The following is an 18,788-nucleotide window of genomic DNA, read 5'->3' as shown; positions in this document are numbered from 1 at the left end:
CAGCATCAACAACTTATTATTGGAAAGTAGTTGTTAAAGATGGACAAGGTGGACAAACTATTGGGCAAATTTGGAACTTTATAACGGACTGATAAATATCATATTTTAAAAAAATAAAAGCGTAAAAATTAATCTTTACGCTTTTTTTGTATCATTTTTTAAGTTAGTTAGAAAAAATTTGTATTTTGCGCTTATGTTAATCAATACTATAAAGGACATTATGAAAAAATTATTAAGTGTTGTTTTTGCACTTTTTGTAGGTACAGTTATGGTGGCACAAACCACAATTTCTGGATCAGTTACAGAAGCAAAAACGGAGCAACCAATACCGGGAGCTAACATAAAAGTTGTTGGAAAATCAATGGGAACAACAACAGATTTTGATGGAAATTTTCATTTCACAGTAAATCATGAATTACCTTTTACAATAGAGGTGTCACTTATTGGGTTTTCTTCAATAAAAGTTGAAATTACTCAAAACAATCAAATTGTAAATGTTGCACTTTCTGAAGCTGCAACAGCATTAGATGAAGTAGTTGTGTCAGCTTCAAGAACACCTGAGCGTGTTTTAGAATCGCCTGTTACAATTGAAAGAATGGATATTAGAGCAATTAGAAACACATCCTCTCCTAATTTTTACGATGGATTAGAAAATTTAAAAGGAGTTGATGTTAACACAAACAGTTTAACATTCAAATCAATTAATACCAGAGGTTTCGCAACATTTGCGAATACACGTTTTATGCAGTTAGTTGATGGTATGGATAACTCTTCTCCAGCTTTAAACTTTAACTTAGGAAACTTGTTAGGAATGTCTGAGCTTGATATTAACTCTGTTGAGTTACTTCCAGGAGCATCTTCTGCATTATATGGGGCAAATGCTTTTAATGGTATTTTATTTATGACAAGTAAAAACCCATTTACTTCTGAAGGAGTGAGTGTATATGTTAAAACTGGATTGACTTCTCAAATAGCAGCAGGAGATAATAATTTTACAGATGTTGGAATTAGAATGGCTCATAAATTTAGCGATAAATTTGCTGCAAAAGCATCATTTTCATACTTGAAAGGTACAGAATGGTATGCTACAGATTATGAGGATTATGCAAACATTGGAGCTACAAGAACAAATACAGATTATGATGGATTAAATGTATATGGTGATGAAGTTTCAACTACATTAGATTTTGATGCATTAACAGGAGCGCCTGTAGGAACATTTGGAACTGCAACTGTTTCAAGAACTGGATATAATGAAGTTGATTTAATGGATTATGTTGCTCAGAGTGCTAAAGTAGATATTTCTTTAAACTATAGACCATTTGCTAACGATATTGAAATTAGTTATAACGCTAAGTTTGGACAAGGAAGTACTATTTACCAAGGAGCAAATAGATACTCTATTAAAAACTTCTTTTTGCAACAACATAAATTAGAAGTTAAAGGAGATAATTTCTTCGTTAGAGGATATATAACAGATGAAGATGCAGGAGATTCTTATGATAGTCGTTTTGCAGCCATTAATTTAAATAGAAGTTGGAAATCAGACACTCAATGGTTTACAGAATATGCACAAATGTATTTAGGAGCTTTAACAGGTGCGGTACCTGGAGTAACTCCTGGAGATCCAAGTGTAGCACATTCTTTTGCAAGATCGATTGCTCAAACAGGAGCTTTAGTTCCAGGTACCGCAGAATTTAGTGCGGCATTGGACGCGGTAACTACTGACCCGGATTTGACTACAGGTGCTAAGTTTCAAGATCAAACAAAAATTTACCATGGAGATGCTAACTATAACTTAAGAGACATTATTGATTTTGCAGATGTGCAAGTTGGTGGTTCTTGGAGACAATATTCATTAAATTCTAGTGGTACTATTTTTACAGATTATGACGGCCCAATTGATTATAATGAGTATGGAGCGTATATGCAAGTTCAAAAGAAATTTGTAGATGATAGATTAAAGTTTACAGGTTCTTTACGTTATGATAAAGCTAAAAATTTTGATGGAAATTACTCTCCAAGAGTAACAGCATCTTATTCTTTAGGAGAAGGGAAAACACGTAATTTAAGAGTTTCTTTTCAAACAGGATTTAGAAATCCTACCACACAAGATCAATATATTGGTCTAGATGCAGGTAGAGCTTTTTTAGTTGGTTCTGCACCTGACAATTTAGACAGATATACTACTCCTTCTTTTGCAGTTAGTCCAACTGGTCAACTTTTTAATGGAGGTATTAGCAGCGTAACTCTATCTGGTAGGGATGCTTATGAAAATGCATTCTCATTATCTTCAGTATTATCTGGAGCACCAGAAAAAGCAAATTTTAAATTTGTTAAACCAGAAAAAGTAACAGCTTATGAAATTGGATATAGAGCTGGGTTTGGAAGATTAGCATTGGATATGAGTGCTTATTACAACCAGTATGAAGATTTTATAGGAAATAAAACAGTTTTAGTTCCTTTATATGGTAAAGCAGATTTTTCTGATTTTGTACCAGGGGCTATGCCAGCACCTCCAGCTGCAATTGCTTTAAGTAAAGGAGAGTTTAAAGCTTTTCAAATTTACACAAACTCACCAGCTGATATATCATCTTATGGAGGTAGTATAGGTGTTACATCTAAAATCTTTGGGAATTATAATTTAGGACTTAGCTATACATACGCAAAATTAGATTTTGACCAAAGTACAGATCCTGATTATGAAGCAGGATTCAATACGCCAGAAAATAAAGTTAAATTTTCTTTTGGAAACACAGAACTAGTTGAAAATCTAGGATTTAATGTAAATGTGAGATGGAGTGATGAATACATGTGGGAGTCATCATTTGTTGACACAATGGTTGATGCTCGTACAGTTGTAGATGCACAAATTAATTATTCAGTACCATCATTTAAATCTACCTTTAAAATAGGTGGAGCTAATCTTGGAGGTAAAGAATATGTAAGTGCACCAGGTGTTGGTAGCATAGGTTCTCAGTACTATGTGTCTTGGACTATTAATCCATAATACATTATAATATATTATTTAAGAAAACGCTCTAAATTTTTAGAGCGTTTCTTTTTTTAAAAAAAGGTATAATTTTTTTTAAAAATTAAATCAAAAAACTATCTTTGCAACTTTAAAATTGAGGATAACCTCAAAAAGGTTAAATATCTAAAAAATAAACAGTTAAATAATGGCAAAAGTTACAGGTAAAGTTGCACAGATTATTGGTCCAGTTATTGATGTTGAGTTTGAATCTGGCGCTGAACTTCCAAAATTGTATGATTCATTAGAAATTACAAGAAAAGATGGTTCATTGTTAGTATTAGAAGTTCAATCTCATATTGGTGAGAATTCTGTAAGAACCATATCAATGGATTCAACAGATGGATTAAGTAGAGGAACTGAAGTTGTTGCTACTGGAGATGCTATTCAAGTTCCAATTGGAAAGGATATTTATGGACGTTTATTTAACGTAATTGGAGATGCAATTGATGGATTAGGTAATTTACCAAAAGAGGGTAAAAATGGATTGCCAATTCATAGGCAAGCACCAAAGTTTGAAGATTTATCTACTTCAACAGAAGTTTTATTCACAGGAATTAAAGTAATAGATTTAATTGAACCTTATGCAAAAGGTGGTAAAATTGGTTTATTTGGTGGTGCCGGTGTTGGTAAAACAGTATTATTAATGGAGTTAATTAATAATATAGCAAAAGGTCACGGTGGTTTATCTGTATTTGCAGGTGTAGGAGAAAGAACTCGTGAAGGAAATGACCTTTTAAGAGAAATGTTAGAGTCAGGTATTATTAAATATGGTGATGACTTTATGCATTCTATGGAAGAAGGAGGATGGGATTTATCTAAAGTAGATAAAGCAGGAATGAGAGAATCAAAAGCAACGTTTGTTTTCGGACAAATGAATGAGCCACCAGGAGCTCGTGCTCGTGTTGCATTATCTGGATTAACTATTGCTGAATATTTTAGAGATGGTGCAGGTGAAGGACAGGGAAAAGATGTATTATTTTTTGTAGATAATATTTTCCGTTTTACTCAAGCAGGATCTGAGGTTTCTGCATTATTAGGGCGTATGCCTTCTGCAGTAGGTTACCAACCAACATTAGCTACAGAAATGGGAGCAATGCAAGAGCGTATTACTTCAACTAAAAATGGTTCAATTACATCTGTACAAGCGGTGTATGTACCGGCAGATGATTTAACCGATCCAGCTCCAGCAACAACATTTGCACATTTAGATGCAACAACCGTATTATCCCGTAAAATTTCAGAGTTAGGTATTTACCCAGCAGTAGATCCTTTAGATTCTACTTCTAGAATTTTAACTGCTGATATTTTAGGAAACGAACATTATGATTGTGCTCAACGTGTAAAAGAATTATTGCAACATTATAAAGAATTACAAGATATTATTGCTATTTTAGGTATGGAAGAATTATCAGAAGAAGATAAATTAGCTGTGCATAGAGCTCGTAGAGTTCAACGTTTCTTATCTCAACCATTCCATGTTGCAGAACAATTTACTGGAATACCAGGTGTGTTGGTTGATATTAAAGACACTATTAAAGGATTTAATATGATTTTAGATGGTGAATTAGATAAATATCCGGAAGCTGCATTTAATTTAAGAGGATCAATTCAAGATGCAATTGATGCTGGTGAGAAAATGTTAGCAGAAGCATAAAAAGTTTTGAGTTTTAAGTGTTAAGTTGATTTCAACAAAACTAACAACTAAAAACTAACAACTAAAAACTAAGAAAAATGATTTTAGAAATAGTATCACCAGAAGCAACTTTATTAAAAACGGATGTAGATTTAATATCGGTTCCGGGTATTAATGGAGAGTTTCAAATGTTAAATAATCACGCGCCAATTGTATCACTACTTGTAAAAGGTTTGATTAAATTTAAAGGTGAAAATGTGAATATTGATGAACAGTATGAAAGTAAATTTTTGAACAATAAAGGAGAGTATACATTACCAATTAAAAGTGGTACTATTGAAATGAAAGAAAATAAAGTTATTATACTTACCGACTAAATTTCATAAAGATATATAATTAAAAATCCTCGTTTAACACGAGGATTTTTTTTGTTTTAATATTTAAATAGCTACTTTTAAAAGTGAATATCTAACAATTTTTTTATTGAAACTAAACTTTATACCTTATTTAAGAAAATAACTTTATAATATCATTTCCATTTGCCAAAAGAAGTAGCGCTATTAAAAGAACAAATCCAGTAATTTGAGCATATTCTAAAAATTTGTCGTTTGGTTTTCTTCCAGTTATCATTTCGTATAAAGTGAACATTACGTGTCCACCATCTAATGCTGGAATTGGTAGTAAATTCATAAATCCTAACATTATTGATAAAAAGGCTGTGATACTCCAAAATGCTTGCCAGCTCCAAGTAGAAGGGAAAATATTTCCAATTGCAATAAACCCACCAATACTAGTTGCGCCTTTTTTAGTAAACACATATTTAAATTGAGTAATATAATCTTTCAAAGTCCAAATAGCTATTGAATTTCCTGTAGAAATACTTTCTAAAAAAGAATAATCTTTGTGCTTAATAGTAATAGAGTTTAAACCATTTTGCAGCACACCAATTGTTCTGTTTTCTCTTGGAGTAATTGTTAAATTATTAATATTTCCATTTCTTTCAAATGAAATGTTGAGATCAGATTTTGAGGCTAGTACTAATTGTGTGAATTCGTGCCAGAAAAAAACAGGTGTGTTATTCACAGAAATAATTTTATCGTTCTTTAGTAATCCTGCTTTTTCAGCAGGAGACCCAGCTTCTACGGCTGCAATAATTGGCAGTGAAATTGGTAAGAATGGTTTCATAACGCCATTTTCCCACATAATTTCTCCAATATTTTCAGGAATATTTATTGTTTCACTTGTTCCACCTTTATGGATTACTTCCAAAGAAGTTATATTTCTTAAAAATAAGTGTTTGTTTACGTCCGTAACGTCTAATGGTTCCACACCATTAAATTTTGTGATTTTATCACCATCTTTAAATCCATATTCTTTAAAAGATTCATGCACAGCAAAACCTTCTTTTACACCTTCTGGTTTAACAAAATCAATACCCCAAACAAAAGTAATCATAATGTAAATAAGAATACCTAATATGAAATTTACAATAACACCACCCAACATAATTATTAAGCGTTGCCAAGCAGGCTTAGATCTAAATTCCCAAGGTTGCGCAGGCAGTTTCATTTGCTCTGTATCCATACTTTCATCAATCATTCCTGAGATTTTAACATAACCTCCTAAAGGAATCCATCCAATACCATATACAGTTTCACCAATTTTCTTTTTAACTAAAGAAAACTTATAGTCAAAAAATAAGTAAAATTTTTCAACACGTGTTTTAAATATTTTAGCAGGAATAAAATGCCCTAATTCGTGTAAAACAATTAAAAATGATAAACTTAAAATAAACTGTGTAGCTTTTATTACTATTTCCATATATATATTCAAAAATAAAATCGCACAAATGTACGGTTTTAAATACAGTTGTAAAACCCAAAAACATAGGAACTATTAGTTTTAACAAAGTTTTAAAATAGTAGCGTTACTATGAAATGTAATTATAGTAAATTTGTTTTTTAAAAATTATAATATAATGGATCTTCAATTTTTTAAAAAATCAATTCCTACGCTAGCCATTATGGGGTTGCTTTCAGTTTTTATGATTTATGCAATTTATACATTATTAACACCTGAAAAAAGATTGCCAATTTATAACCCTTCGGATGTAAACCCAAAGTTAGTTGATGAAAGTGTAGTTCATATTCGAAGAAATCATAAAGTTGCTGATTTCAAATTAATTAATCAAAATGGTGATATTATTACTCAGGAAAATTATAAAAACAAAATTTATGTAGCCGATTTTTTCTTTACTAGATGCACAACTATTTGTCCTATAATGTCCAATAATATGGGTAAACTACAAGATATTTTTATAAATGATGATGATATTATGTTTTTGTCACATTCAGTAACACCTGTTATTGATAGTATTTCTGTTTTACGTGCATATGCAGATAAAAAGGGTGTGATTGATTCAAAATGGAATATTACAACAGGAGATAAAAAACATATTTATAAGTTAGCTCGTAAAAGTTATTTTGCAGTTTTAGATGAAGGAGATGGCGGTTTACAGGACTTTGTACATACCGAAAACTTTGTATTGGTTGATAAAAAACGACAAATTAGAGGTTTTTATGATGGGACTGATGATAATGATATTCAGCGTTTAATAACTGATATTAGAATATTACAAAACGAATTTAAGGATTAGTGATATTTGTCATTGTTTAGAATGATTCTAATTTAGTATATTTGTCACCTAACTATTTATAATTAGTCTTAATAATGTTTAAAACTATTGCAAATTTAAAAATTGGTGAAAAAGCTTTTATAGAAAAACTTTGTTTAGACAATATACCTTTAAAATTACTTGAAATGGGTTGTTTACCCGGAATTGAAGTACAATTAATTCAAAGAGCACCAATGCAAGATCCTTTATATATAAAGGTTAATGGAAGTCATTTAGCCATTAGAAAAGAAACTGCTGAAAAAATATCTATAGTTAGTAATAGTTCAATTAATGAGTAATGATAAGGTTGTAAAAGTTGCTTTAATAGGGAATCCTAACACAGGTAAAACCTCATTATTTAATCAACTTACGGGTTTAAAACAAAAGGTAGGAAATTATCCTGGAATTACTGTTGAAAAAAAGCAAGGTGTATGTAAGCTAAGCAATACAATTAAAGCTGAAATTACAGATTTACCTGGAACCTATAGTATTAATCCTACCTCATTAGATGAAACATTGGTGTTTGACACCTTATTAAATGAGAAAAGTGATAGTTATCCTGATGTATTTGTAGTTGTTGTAGAAATTGAAAATATCAAACGAAATTTACTTTTATTTACACAATTAAAAGATTTAAATATTCCAACAATTTTGGTAATCAATATGGTTGATCAAATGAAAAGAAAAGGAATTGATATTAATGTAAAACAATTAGAAGATAGCCTCAACACAAAAATAGTTTTAGCAAGTGCAAGAAAAAAAATTGGAATTGAAGAATTAAAGTCTACAATTTTAGCTTATAAAAATTTAGATACAAATCCAATTAGTAAAATAACAGATAGAATAGATAAAGATTATTTTACGAGACTAAAAAATGCTTTTCCGGAGTTTCCTTTATATAAATCTTGGTTGTTAATAACTCAGAATAATGAGTTTGACTTTTTGAATGAGAATCAAAAAAAATTAGTCTTAAAATTTAGAGAAGATATAGACTGTATTAAAAGATATCAACACAAAGAAACCATATTAAGATATCAGTTAATAAATAATGTTTTAAAAGATAGTTTTAGTATTGATAAATCTAAAGCGTCAGACCTTCGAGGGATATTAGATAGAATACTAACTCATAAAATTTTTGGGTATGTTATTTTTGCCCTCATATTATTATTTATTTTTCAGGGAATTTTTGATTGGGCTACTTATCCAATGGATTTAATTGATGGTGCATTTGCAAGTTTAAGCTCTTGGGCAAAATCAGTATTACCACCAGGAACATTCACAAATTTAATTACTGAAGGTATTATACCGGGTGTTGGAGGTATAGTTATATTTATACCGCAAATTGCTATTTTATTTACATTTATTTCTATTCTTGAAGAAACTGGCTATATGAGTCGTGTGGTATTTTTGATGGATAAAATTATGCAAAAATTTGGAATGAGCGGTAAAAGTGTTATTCCATTAATTTCAGGTACTGCTTGTGCTATTCCAGCAATTATGGCATCAAGAAATATTAGTAATTGGAAAGAGCGATTAATTACAATTTTAGTAATTCCTTTTACAACTTGTTCAGCTCGTTTGCCTGTGTACGCTATTTTAATTGCTTTAATTATACCAGATAAACGTGTATTAGGAATCCTTAATATTCAAGGGCTAACAATGATGGCTTTATATTTGCTAGGTTTTACAGCAGCTATTTTATCGGCAGTATTATTAAATAGTACACTAAAAATTAAGGGCAAAAGTTTATTTATAATTGAAATGCCAAACTATAAAATACCTTCAATAAAGAATATTTTTTATGAAGTTGTTGAAAAAACAAAGGCTTTTATTTTTGGTGCTGGAAAAATTATATTGGCAATTTCAATTGTATTGTGGTTTTTAGCTTCAAATGGCCCTGCAAAATTTAAAAATGCAAATGAGTTTGTAACATCTAAACAAGAAAATAAAGAATTATCGGGAATAATGCTTCAGAAAAAAGTAGCATCTTATAAATTAGAACACTCATATATAGGATATATGGGGAAATCTATAGAGCCCGTAATTAAACCAATGGGATACGATTGGAAAATAGGGATTGCTTTAATTAGTTCATTTGCAGCTCGTGAAGTTTTTGTAGGTGCATTGGCGACCATATATAATGTTGATAATAATAGTGAAAATCAAGGTACAATAAAACAGCGTATGGCAGCAGAAATAAATCCTGTTACAGGTAAAAAGCGTTTTGATTTTCCAACGGGAATGTCTTTACTCATATTTTATGCATTTGCTATGCAATGTATAGGTACATTAGCAATTGTAAAGCGTGAAACAAATAGTTGGAAATGGCCTATTCTTCAATTAGTAGGTATGGGGTTATTGGCATATATATCTGCAATTATAGTATTTAATATTTTTAGTTAATGCAAGACATTTTAGTATACATAGCACTTTTGTTAGCACTCGGATTTTTAGTTAAAAAATATTTTTTTAAAACTAAAAAGAAAGGAAAGTGCAACACAGATTGTGGTTGCTAATTTAGCGTATTCAGTAAAACAATTTCAACTTATTGAATCTCAACCCTACGAAACAACTTCCTCTTTACAACGAGATATGATGGAAGGGAAACCTTCAGAAATAGAAGTACAAAATAGAACGATTGTTAAAATGGGAATTGAATTAGGGGTTCCAACACCTATAAATAATTTTATTTACAACTGTTTGTCGCCCCAAGAAATAAAAGCACACGCTTTAAATTAGTTTTGTTTTCGATTTTTTACTAATCATAAAAACACCAAGAATTACCAAGAAACAACTTGCAATTTTAATCAAATTAATATCTTCAGCATATTCTTTATGGCCTAAAGAAAAGGCATAAATACTTACCATAATAAAACTTAAAACGGGTTGTAAATAAATATAACTACCACTTACCGATGGCGATACATAATTAAGCGCATAAATATTAAATAAGTATGTTAAAAAGGTAGTCCCTATAATTACAAAAGCAATTGAAAGAAATGTGTTTAAATTCCAAACATCAAAATTTGTTATTAACAAATCTTTTATCCCAAACGGAAAAACAAAAAGAAATCCAAAGAAAAATATCCAGCTAATAACGGTTATTGCTTTGTATTTTTTCATTAAGGGTTTTACCAATACTAAATAAGTTGCATAAGAAGTAGCATTTAAAAACACAAATAAATTTCCAGTAAATGAACTAGTTCCACCAGATTTTTTCCCAAACCAAATTAAAATAAAAGCACCAATAGCACCAATAAAAATACCAATATATTTATTAGCGGTAATTTTTTCTTTTAAAATAAAAGCGCTTAATATAAGAACAATTACAGGAGTAGAGGTCATAATTATTGACGCATCAATAGGAGATGTTAAACTTAATCCATGAAAAAACAACAACATATTAGCAGAAACTCCTAATAACCCACAAAGAATAAAAAGTTTAAAATCTTTCTTATCAACTTTTTCCTTTATAAAAGATTTAATAAATAAAAAAAGCAATCCAGCACCAATAACTCTTAAAAGAACAAATGCAGATGGTCCAATTTTTGCAGGCATAATACCTTTTGCTATTAAGAAATTTGCACCATAAATAAGGTTTGCACCGAGTAGGGCAGCATGTGCTTTATGTAAATTTTTAATCAATTTTGTACTAGTTTTATTGAAGTTTGAAAAGTACGAAATATGAAGTTACTTAAACTTATTTTTGTAAAATAGATTTTATAACTAAATACTTTAATCTATTGATGCTAATATTTTTTCAATTTCACGCTGGGCATGGTCATAGCCCATTTGAAAAGATTTGTGAATAATTTTTGAATCTAAAACTCCAATTTTTTCAATGTTGGGTGGAGAAAACACATAATTACATTTTTTAAATTTAGCATTGTTATTGGCATCCAATCCAATATGATACACTCTGTACAAAAGTTTTAAAGAAGAATTTATTTCAGATTTATCAATCAAATCTACCGGATTTACAAAACTCCCAATAATATTTTTAATTTTATCTTGTAGCGGTTGAATTGGGAAATTATTTAAAATACCTCCGTCGGAATATAAATTTCCATTAATTTCAACAGGAGAAAAAACAGGAGGCAATGCGGAAGATGCAATGAGCGGTTTTATCAATTCTCCAGAATTAAAATATTCTAATTTTCCATTAATTAAGTTGGTAGCTGTAACAGTTAAAGGATATTTTAAACTTTCAAAAGAATTATAAGGGAAATACTTATCAAAATAAAAAACATATTTATCGCTATCCATAATTCCGGGTTTATTATGAGCGTAAAGGGATAGTTTTAAGAGCGGAGTTTCAATAAAAAAATCCATCATTTCTTCAGTAGAATGTCCTGCAGCGTACAATGCGGCTACCAAAGCACCTGCACTTGTTCCGGAAATATTTACAGGAATAATATCGTTCTCAAGTAAAACTTTTATCAATCCAATATGAGAAATAGCACGAACACCACCTCCTGAAAGTACCAACCCAATTTCTTTAGCCATTTTTAATTTTTTAGGATTTATTTTTCTCGAAGTTACAAAATTAATGACTTGAAATAGATGTTTAAAATAGACTTTAATATTTTCTATTTTAAACGTAACTTTGCGTTTTTAAAAATGGAATTAAGTACAGATGGAATATAACTTTAGAGAAATTGAGAAGAATTGGCAAAAATATTGGGCAGAAAACCAAACTTTTAAAGCTAAAAATAATTCAGAAAAGCCAAAATTTTACGTATTAGACATGTTTCCTTATCCTTCTGGCGCAGGTTTGCACGTTGGGCATCCGCTAGGTTACATTGCATCAGATATTTATGCACGTTACAAGCGACATAAAGGTTTTAATGTAATGCATCCACAAGGATATGATTCATTTGGTTTGCCAGCTGAACAATATGCCATTCAAACTGGGCAACATCCTTCAATTACAACTGAAGCTAATATTAGAACGTATCGTAAACAATTAGATAAAATTGGTTTTTCATTCGATTGGTCTCGTGAATTTCGTACTTCTGATCCTAATTATTATAAATGGACACAGTGGATTTTTACTCAATTATTTAATTCTTGGTACAATAAAGAAACTGATAAAGCAGAAGATATTTCAACGTTAATTTCAATTTTTTCTTCGGAAGGAAATGCAGCGGTAAAAGCTGCTTGTGATGAAGATATTGAGGTTTTTACTGCATTAGTTTGGCAAAATTATTCAGAAGAACAACAACAAAAAATACTATTACAATATCGTTTAACATTTTTATCTGAAACTGAAGTGAACTGGTGTCCTGCATTAGGAACAGTATTGGCAAATGATGAAATTGTAGGTGGTGTATCAGAACGCGGAGGTCATCCAGTCATTCGTAAAAAAATGATGCAATGGAGTATGCGAATTACTGCGTATGCACAACGATTGTTAGATGGCTTAGCTAAAATAGATTGGCCACAACCATTAAAAGATTCTCAAACTTACTGGATTGGTCGTTCAGAAGGAGCCATGGTAACATTTAAGGTTTTATCAGCTGCTAGCTCTGAGAATAAAAGTGTAACATTATCTTTCAAAGAGATTGAGGCTCTAAAAATAAAACGTTCTAATCCTTCTAAAGCAGAAGCATTGATATGGGATATTTTAAGAAAGAAAAAAGGAGCATCAAAATTTAGAACTAAGTATACCATTGGTACCTTTTTGGTGGATTTTGTATGCTTAGCGAAAAATACAATTGTTGAATTTTTAGGAAAAGAAGATGAAGAAGCAAGAACTAAGTATTTTGAAAATGAAGGCTTTAATGTTATAAGAATTAGTGATGATGAAGTGTTAGAAAATTCAGTGGTTGTTGTTTCTAAAATAGATTTGGCGTTACAATTCCCAGTACATTCAAATAAAACAGCCCATAAAGATAAGTTAGCAACTGAAAAAAGTTTAGAATTTGAAATATCTGTATTTACGACACGACCTGACACTATTTATGGAGTTAGTTTTATGACATTAGCACCAGAACATGAATTGGTTTCAAAAATAACCACTGAGGCTCAAAAAGATGCGGTTGATACTTATGTAAAAGCAACAGCAAAGCGAAGTGAATTAGAACGAATGGCCGATGTAAAAACCATTTCAGGTGTGTTTACTGGCGCGTATGCAAAACATCCTTTTACTGGAGATAAAATTCAAATTTGGATAGGAGATTATGTGTTAGCAGGATATGGAACCGGAGCAGTAATGGCGGTTCCTTGTGGTGATGAACGTGATTATGCATTTGCAAAACACTTCGGATTAGAAATACCAAATATTTTTGAAGGTGTTGATATTTCCCAAGAAGCTTGTTCAGCAAAAGAAGGTGTAAAAATTGCAAATTCCGATTTTTTAAATGGATTGACCTATAAAAAGGCCATGAAACGTATCATTTTTGAAATGGAACAAAAAGGCTTTGGCTATGGAAAAATTAATTACCGTTTACGCGATGCTGTTTTTAGTCGTCAGCGTTATTGGGGAGAACCCTTTCCTGTATATTATAAAAATGGATTACCTCAAATGATTGATGTAAAACATTTACCAATTGTACTACCTGAAGTTGAGAAATATTTACCTACTGAAGATGGAAAACCACCATTAGGAAATGCAACTATTTGGGCTTGGGATACCGTTAAAAATAAAGTTGTTTCAAATGATGAAATTAATGATGAAACTATTTTTCCATTAGAATTAAATACTATGCCGGGTTGGGCAGGAAGTTCATCGTATTTTAATAGATATATGGACGCTAACAATAGTGAAGAATTTGTTAGCAAAGAAGCTGTAGAATATTGGCAAGATGTAGATTTATATATTGGAGGTAGTGAGCATGCAACAGGGCACTTATTATATTCTCGTTTTTGGCAAAAATTCTTATTTGATAAAGGTGTTTTACCTGTTGATGAATATGCTAAAAAGCTAATCAATCAAGGAATGATTACAGGAACTTCTGCTTTTGTTTATCGTTGGGAGTTTGGAAAAGGAAATGGTTCTGATTTATCTAAAAAAACAATTTTTGTGAGCAAAAACTTAATGGAAAACATCATTAAGGAAAGAACTGCAATGGGCACAAACAAAAAGACAGAAGTAATACAAGAAAATGTAAATTTACTGAGTGCATGTGAAGTAGCAAATGCACCTAAAAAAGAGTGGACTAGTTTTACGCCAATCCACGCTGATGTATCTTTTGTAAATGCAGCTGATGAATTAGATATTGAAGCTTTTAAAAACTGGAGACCAGAATTTAAAAATGCTGAATTCATTTTAGAAGATGATAAATATATTGTGGGTCGTGAGGTGGAAAAAATGAGTAAATCAAAATACAATGTTGTAAACCCTGATCAAATATGTGAGGAATACGGAGCAGATAGTTTACGTTTATTTGAAATGTTTTTAGGGCCTTTAGAACAATCAAAACCTTGGAAAACCTCAGGAATATCAGGGGTTTATAGTTTCTTGAGAAAATTATGGAAATTATATATTGTCAATGACGAATTTTCTGTTTCTGACGATGAACCAACAAAAGACGAGTTAAAAACATTGCATAAAACTATTAAAAAAGTGGAAGAAGATATTGCTAACTTCTCTTTCAATACCTCTGTTTCTACATTTATGATTGCGGTGAATGAGTTAACTGCTTTAAAATGTAATAAACGTGCAATTTTAGAACCTTTAGCAATTATTATTGAACCTTATGCTCCACATATTTCTGAGGAGTTATGGTCTAAATTAGGGCATGCAACATCGGTTTCAACGGTTGATTTTCCAATATTTGAAGCAAAATATTTAATAGAAAGCAGCAAAGAGTATCCTGTTTCTTTTAATGGTAAAATGCGCTTTAAAATAGAATTGTCGTTAGATTTATCGAAAGATGAAATTGAAGCAGCAGTGATGGCTCACGAAAAAACACAAGCTCAATTGCAAGGGCGCATACCTAAAAAAGTGATTGTGGTTCCTGGTAAAATTGTAAATATTGTTGGTTAATTTTAATGATAGATAAATACGAAATAATAGGGCTTATAGCTGCAGTTTTAACAACATCGTCTTTTGTGCCACAGGTTTATAAGACATGGAAAACAAAATCTGTTGGTAACCTATCATTAACAATGTATTTAGCGATGTTTATTGGAATTTTATTATGGCTAATCTATGGTATTCATTTAAATAGTTTTTCTATGATTGTTGCTAATAGTGTTACAGCATTATTAACGTTTATACTGATTATATTAAAGCTAAAATATAAATGAAGCTAAAAAACAACATCAATTATAATACTAGAAAAGCACATCGGTATTTGGGTGTGTTTATTGGTATTCAATTTTTATTTTGGACGCTTGGAGGTTTGTATTTTAGTTGGAATAATATGGATGATGTTCATGGTGAAACATTATTAAAACAAGAAAAAAAATATTTTCCATTTGTAGATTTTTCAATAATTCAAAAAGGAATTGACTCCTTAGAAATGGAAGTAACAATAGACTCGGTTCATTCACTTAACTTAGTTGAAGCTTTTGGTAAACCATTAGTACAATTCAGATACTTTAAAAATAATGAATTAAAAATTCAATTAATTGAAGCTGAAACTGGAAAGTTACGTGAGGCTTTCACAGGACAAGAATGTTTAGAATTAGCAGAACTGCAATTAAAAGAGCCAATACCAATTTTAAAGGCTAAATTTTTAGAAAAACATACTACAAATGCACATCATGAATATAGGGAAAAACCATTGCCAGCATATGCTTTCACATTAGATCATCCTACCAAAACTACCATTTATGTTTCAACAGAGTTAGGGCAAATTACGAGTGTTAGAAATAACAATTGGAGACGTTTTGATTTTTTATGGATGTTGCATACGATGGATTATACAACAAGAGATCATATAACTAATTGGGTACTCCGTATTTTTTCAATCTTAGGAATTTCAACAATTTTTTCAGGATTTTATTTATTTTATATTACTTCGCCTTCAATTAAAAAGTTTCGAAAAAGAAACAAGAATTAAAATTCATAGTATAATTAAGGTTCTTGGTATGTTTATTGTTTCATAGCATTAAATTTATTGCTTATATTTACTTCAAATTATAACATGAAAATTAAACAACTTTCATTACGTATTCGAATATTTTTATCAATGATATTATTGGTATTATTAGCATCAGTATTAATTGCTGCTGTTACAATTTATCAATATAAGGAACAAACCAATGAATACAATGAAGGAAGGTTAAATAGAAAAGTAGAATCTGTTAAAGCAACTATAAATTATTGGTTAAATTCTTCTCAAAATTCCTATGAAATTATTGAAGAAAATTTAGCAGCCATATTTAAAGATAAAATTTATGAAATTTCAGATGTTGAGAATCTGAAAATTAATATTTATAATTTAAAAGGTGTGATGGTAAAAAGTTCACAATCTGGATTTGTGAAAAATGATGCACCAATGAAGTTATCAGATCCCATTTTAAATAAAATCTCACAAAATTTTGAACATCGTGTTATAAATACTAAATCAATTAATGGTAATACGTTTCAATCGTCATTTAGTTATATTACAGACAATAAATTTAAACCAATAGGTATTTTAAATTTACAATACTTACAGGACAACACTACGCAAAATAGAGATTTAATAGAGTTTTTGTACCGGTTGTTAATGGTGTATGTATTAATGTTTGCACTGGCAATTTTTTTAGCTTATTTTATTTCAAGTTATATTACACGTTCAATAAAAGCGGTTACTGATAAAATGAGTCATACACGTTTAAGTGAACGTAATGAAAAAATTATTTTAAAAGATGCTAGTACAGAAATATTTACACTAGTTAATGCATATAATGCAATGATTGATGAGCTTGAAGAAAGTGCGGTAAAACTAGCAAAAGGAGAGCGAGAACAAGCTTGGAGAGAAATGGCGAAACAAGTAGCACACGAAATTAAAAATCCGTTAACTCCAATGCGTTTAACGGTTCAAAGTTTTCAGAGAAAGTTTGATAAAAATGATCCAAAAATTCACGAAAAAATTAATGAATTTAGTAAAACACTAATTCAACAAATAGATATTATGAGTTCTATTGCATCAGCATTTTCAAACTTTGCAAAAATGCCAACTCAAAAATGTGAAGAATTAAATGTGGTTGAAGTTGTTAAACATGCATTAGATATTTTTACGGAAGATTATATAACATATTTTCCTAAACAAAAAGAAATTATTTCAGAATTAGATAAAACACAATTAATTAGAGTGATTACTAATTTGGTTAAAAATGCGGCACATGCGTTAGATGGAGTAAAAAATAAAAAAATAGAAGTATCTGTAGCTCAAGATAATGGGAATGTAATTATAAAAATTTCTGATAATGGGAAGGGAATTTCTGAGGAAGATAAAGAACGTGTATTTGAACCTAAATTTACAACAAAATCTAGCGGAATGGGTTTAGGCTTGCCAATGGTAAAAAATATTATTGAAGCATATAATGGAACAATAACTTTCACAACACAACTAAATAAAGGAACCGTTTTTAAAATAGTATTACCTAAAAATTAATTTTATGAATTTCGAAAATATATTAGTAGAGCAAAAAGATAATTTAGCAATTATTACTATAAACAGACCCTCAAAATTAAATGCATTAAACAAAACCACAATAGAAGAATTGCATGAAGCATTTAAGTATTTAGAAGAAAATGCGAAAGTAATTATTATAACAGGAAGTGGAGAAAAAGCTTTTGTTGCAGGTGCCGATATTTCTGAATTTGCTGATTATTCTATAGAAGAAGGTGCAGAATTGGCTAGAAAAGGCCAAGAAATATTATTCAATTTTGTTCAAAATTTAAGTATTCCAGTTATTGCAGCTGTAAATGGTTTTGCTTTAGGTGGTGGTTTAGAGTTAGCAATGGCTTCACATTTTAGAGTAGCAAGTAGCAATGCAAAAATGGGTTTACCTGAAGTTTCGTTAGGTGTAATTCCGGGTTATGGAGGTACACAACGTTTACCACAATTAGTTAGAAAAGGTAAAGCCATGGAAATGATAATGACTGCTGGAATGATTTCTGCTGAAGAAGCTAAAGATTGGGGATTGGTAAATTATGTTGTAGAACAAGAGGAATTATTACCATTATGCGAAAAATTAGCCAATAAAATTATGCGAAATTCATCAGTTGCAATTTCAGCTGTAATAAAATCAGTAAATGCAAATTTCGAAACTAATGTAAACGGTTTTAATGTAGAAATTGAGCAATTTGGAGAAAGTTTTGGAACTAACGATTTTAAAGAAGGAACAACCGCATTTTTAGAAAAACGTAAACCTAATTTTGAGTAGTATTTATAACTTTATTCCATGTTGCCATTAATAGCGCTGAAGGAAAATTTTAGTTTTTATGGAAACGATTCACAAGTCATTTAATTATAGTTATTAAACAAACATTTAGAAGAATTCCT

16 protein-coding genes are annotated in these 18,788 nt (G+C 30.3%); 13 read left to right on the top strand and 3 right to left on the bottom strand.

The annotated features are described in order from the left end of the window. Window positions 1–220: 220 nt before the first annotated feature. The 3 genes from QM495_RS10705 to QM495_RS10695 all read left to right on the top strand — a co-directional run bounded on the left by QM495_RS10705 (window position 221) and on the right by QM495_RS10695 (window position 5,044). Window positions 221–3,010 (top strand): TonB-dependent receptor, encoded by a 2,790-nt coding sequence (locus QM495_RS10705; RefSeq protein ID WP_408672101.1) that lies wholly within the window; start codon window positions 221–223, stop codon window positions 3,008–3,010. Between the two features lie 169 nt (window positions 3,011–3,179). Then, window positions 3,180–4,688: a F0F1 ATP synthase subunit beta gene (gene atpD, locus QM495_RS10700; protein ID WP_408672100.1), complete on the top strand. Its 1,509-nt coding sequence runs from the start codon at window positions 3,180–3,182 to the stop codon at window positions 4,686–4,688. 77 nt (window positions 4,689–4,765) lie between these two features. Then, entirely contained in the window at window positions 4,766–5,044 is a 279-nt protein-coding gene (locus QM495_RS10695) for a FoF1 ATP synthase subunit delta/epsilon (protein ID WP_408672099.1), read from the top strand. Between the two features lie 130 nt (window positions 5,045–5,174). Here the strand turns inward: QM495_RS10695 and rseP are convergent, their stop codons facing one another. Further along, the gene (rseP, locus tag QM495_RS10690; protein ID WP_408672098.1) at window positions 5,175–6,488 is read right to left on the bottom strand and encodes an RIP metalloprotease RseP; all 1,314 of its coding nucleotides are present in this window, start codon (window positions 6,486–6,488) and stop codon (window positions 5,175–5,177) included. A 157-nt stretch (window positions 6,489–6,645) separates the two neighbouring features. On the opposite strand from rseP, the gene QM495_RS10685 reads away from it, so the two are divergent. The 5 genes from QM495_RS10685 (at window position 6,646) to QM495_RS10665 (ending at window position 10,080) form a co-directional block, all read left to right on the top strand. Then, window positions 6,646–7,323, top strand: a complete 678-nt coding sequence (locus QM495_RS10685; protein WP_408672097.1) for an SCO family protein — start codon at window positions 6,646–6,648, stop codon at window positions 7,321–7,323. Window positions 7,324–7,397: 74 nt separating this feature from the next. Continuing rightward, window positions 7,398–7,640 (top strand): ferrous iron transport protein A, encoded by a 243-nt coding sequence (locus QM495_RS10680; protein ID WP_408672096.1) that lies wholly within the window; start codon window positions 7,398–7,400, stop codon window positions 7,638–7,640. Beyond that, a complete protein-coding gene (gene feoB, locus QM495_RS10675) occupies window positions 7,633–9,744 on the top strand; it encodes a ferrous iron transport protein B (protein WP_408672095.1) in 2,112 nt (703 codons plus the stop codon). The genes QM495_RS10680 and feoB overlap by 8 nt, the downstream gene beginning before the upstream one ends. Next, window positions 9,744–9,857 carry a FeoB-associated Cys-rich membrane protein gene (locus QM495_RS10670; RefSeq protein ID WP_408672094.1) on the top strand — a complete coding sequence of 38 codons (114 nt, stop codon included), beginning with the start codon at window positions 9,744–9,746 and terminating at the stop codon, window positions 9,855–9,857. Before feoB ends, QM495_RS10670 begins: the two co-directional genes overlap by 1 nt. After that, window positions 9,847–10,080 (top strand): ketopantoate reductase family protein, encoded by a 234-nt coding sequence (locus QM495_RS10665; protein ID WP_408672093.1) that lies wholly within the window; start codon window positions 9,847–9,849, stop codon window positions 10,078–10,080. The genes QM495_RS10670 and QM495_RS10665 overlap by 11 nt, the downstream gene beginning before the upstream one ends. Here the strand turns inward: QM495_RS10665 and QM495_RS10660 are convergent. Both QM495_RS10660 and QM495_RS10655 read right to left on the bottom strand, forming a co-directional pair. After that, window positions 10,072–10,986 carry a DMT family transporter gene (locus QM495_RS10660; RefSeq protein WP_408672092.1) on the bottom strand — a complete coding sequence of 305 codons (915 nt, stop codon included), beginning with the start codon at window positions 10,984–10,986 and terminating at the stop codon, window positions 10,072–10,074. The genes QM495_RS10665 and QM495_RS10660 overlap by 9 nt on opposite strands. Window positions 10,987–11,076: 90 nt before the next feature. Then, entirely contained in the window at window positions 11,077–11,847 is a 771-nt protein-coding gene (locus tag QM495_RS10655) for a patatin-like phospholipase family protein (RefSeq protein WP_408672091.1), read from the bottom strand. Window positions 11,848–11,977: 130 nt separating this feature from the next. On the opposite strand from QM495_RS10655, the gene QM495_RS10650 reads away from it, so the two are divergent. The 5 genes from QM495_RS10650 to QM495_RS10630 all read left to right on the top strand — a co-directional run bounded on the left by QM495_RS10650 (window position 11,978) and on the right by QM495_RS10630 (window position 18,669). Further along, a complete protein-coding gene (locus tag QM495_RS10650) occupies window positions 11,978–15,331 on the top strand; it encodes a leucine--tRNA ligase (protein WP_408672090.1) in 3,354 nt (1,117 codons plus the stop codon). A gap of 5 nt (window positions 15,332–15,336) precedes the next feature. Then, window positions 15,337–15,594, top strand: coding sequence for a SemiSWEET family sugar transporter (locus QM495_RS10645; RefSeq protein ID WP_408672089.1), 258 nt, complete (start codon window positions 15,337–15,339; stop codon window positions 15,592–15,594). Continuing rightward, a complete protein-coding gene (locus tag QM495_RS10640; protein WP_408672088.1) occupies window positions 15,591–16,352 on the top strand; it encodes a hypothetical protein in 762 nt (253 codons plus the stop codon). Before QM495_RS10645 ends, QM495_RS10640 begins: the two co-directional genes overlap by 4 nt. Before the next feature lie 84 nt (window positions 16,353–16,436). Next, window positions 16,437–17,894: an ATP-binding protein gene (locus tag QM495_RS10635; RefSeq protein ID WP_408672087.1), complete on the top strand. Its 1,458-nt coding sequence runs from the start codon at window positions 16,437–16,439 to the stop codon at window positions 17,892–17,894. Between the two features lie 4 nt (window positions 17,895–17,898). After that, entirely contained in the window at window positions 17,899–18,669 is a 771-nt protein-coding gene (locus QM495_RS10630) for an enoyl-CoA hydratase/isomerase family protein (RefSeq protein ID WP_408672086.1), read from the top strand. Window positions 18,670–18,788: the final 119 nt, after the last annotated feature.

It is taken from the genome of Lutibacter sp., assembly GCF_046055765.1.
Lineage (GTDB): Bacteria > Bacteroidota > Bacteroidia > Flavobacteriales > Flavobacteriaceae > Lutibacter.
This window is presented reverse-complemented; position numbering and strand designations above follow the sequence as displayed.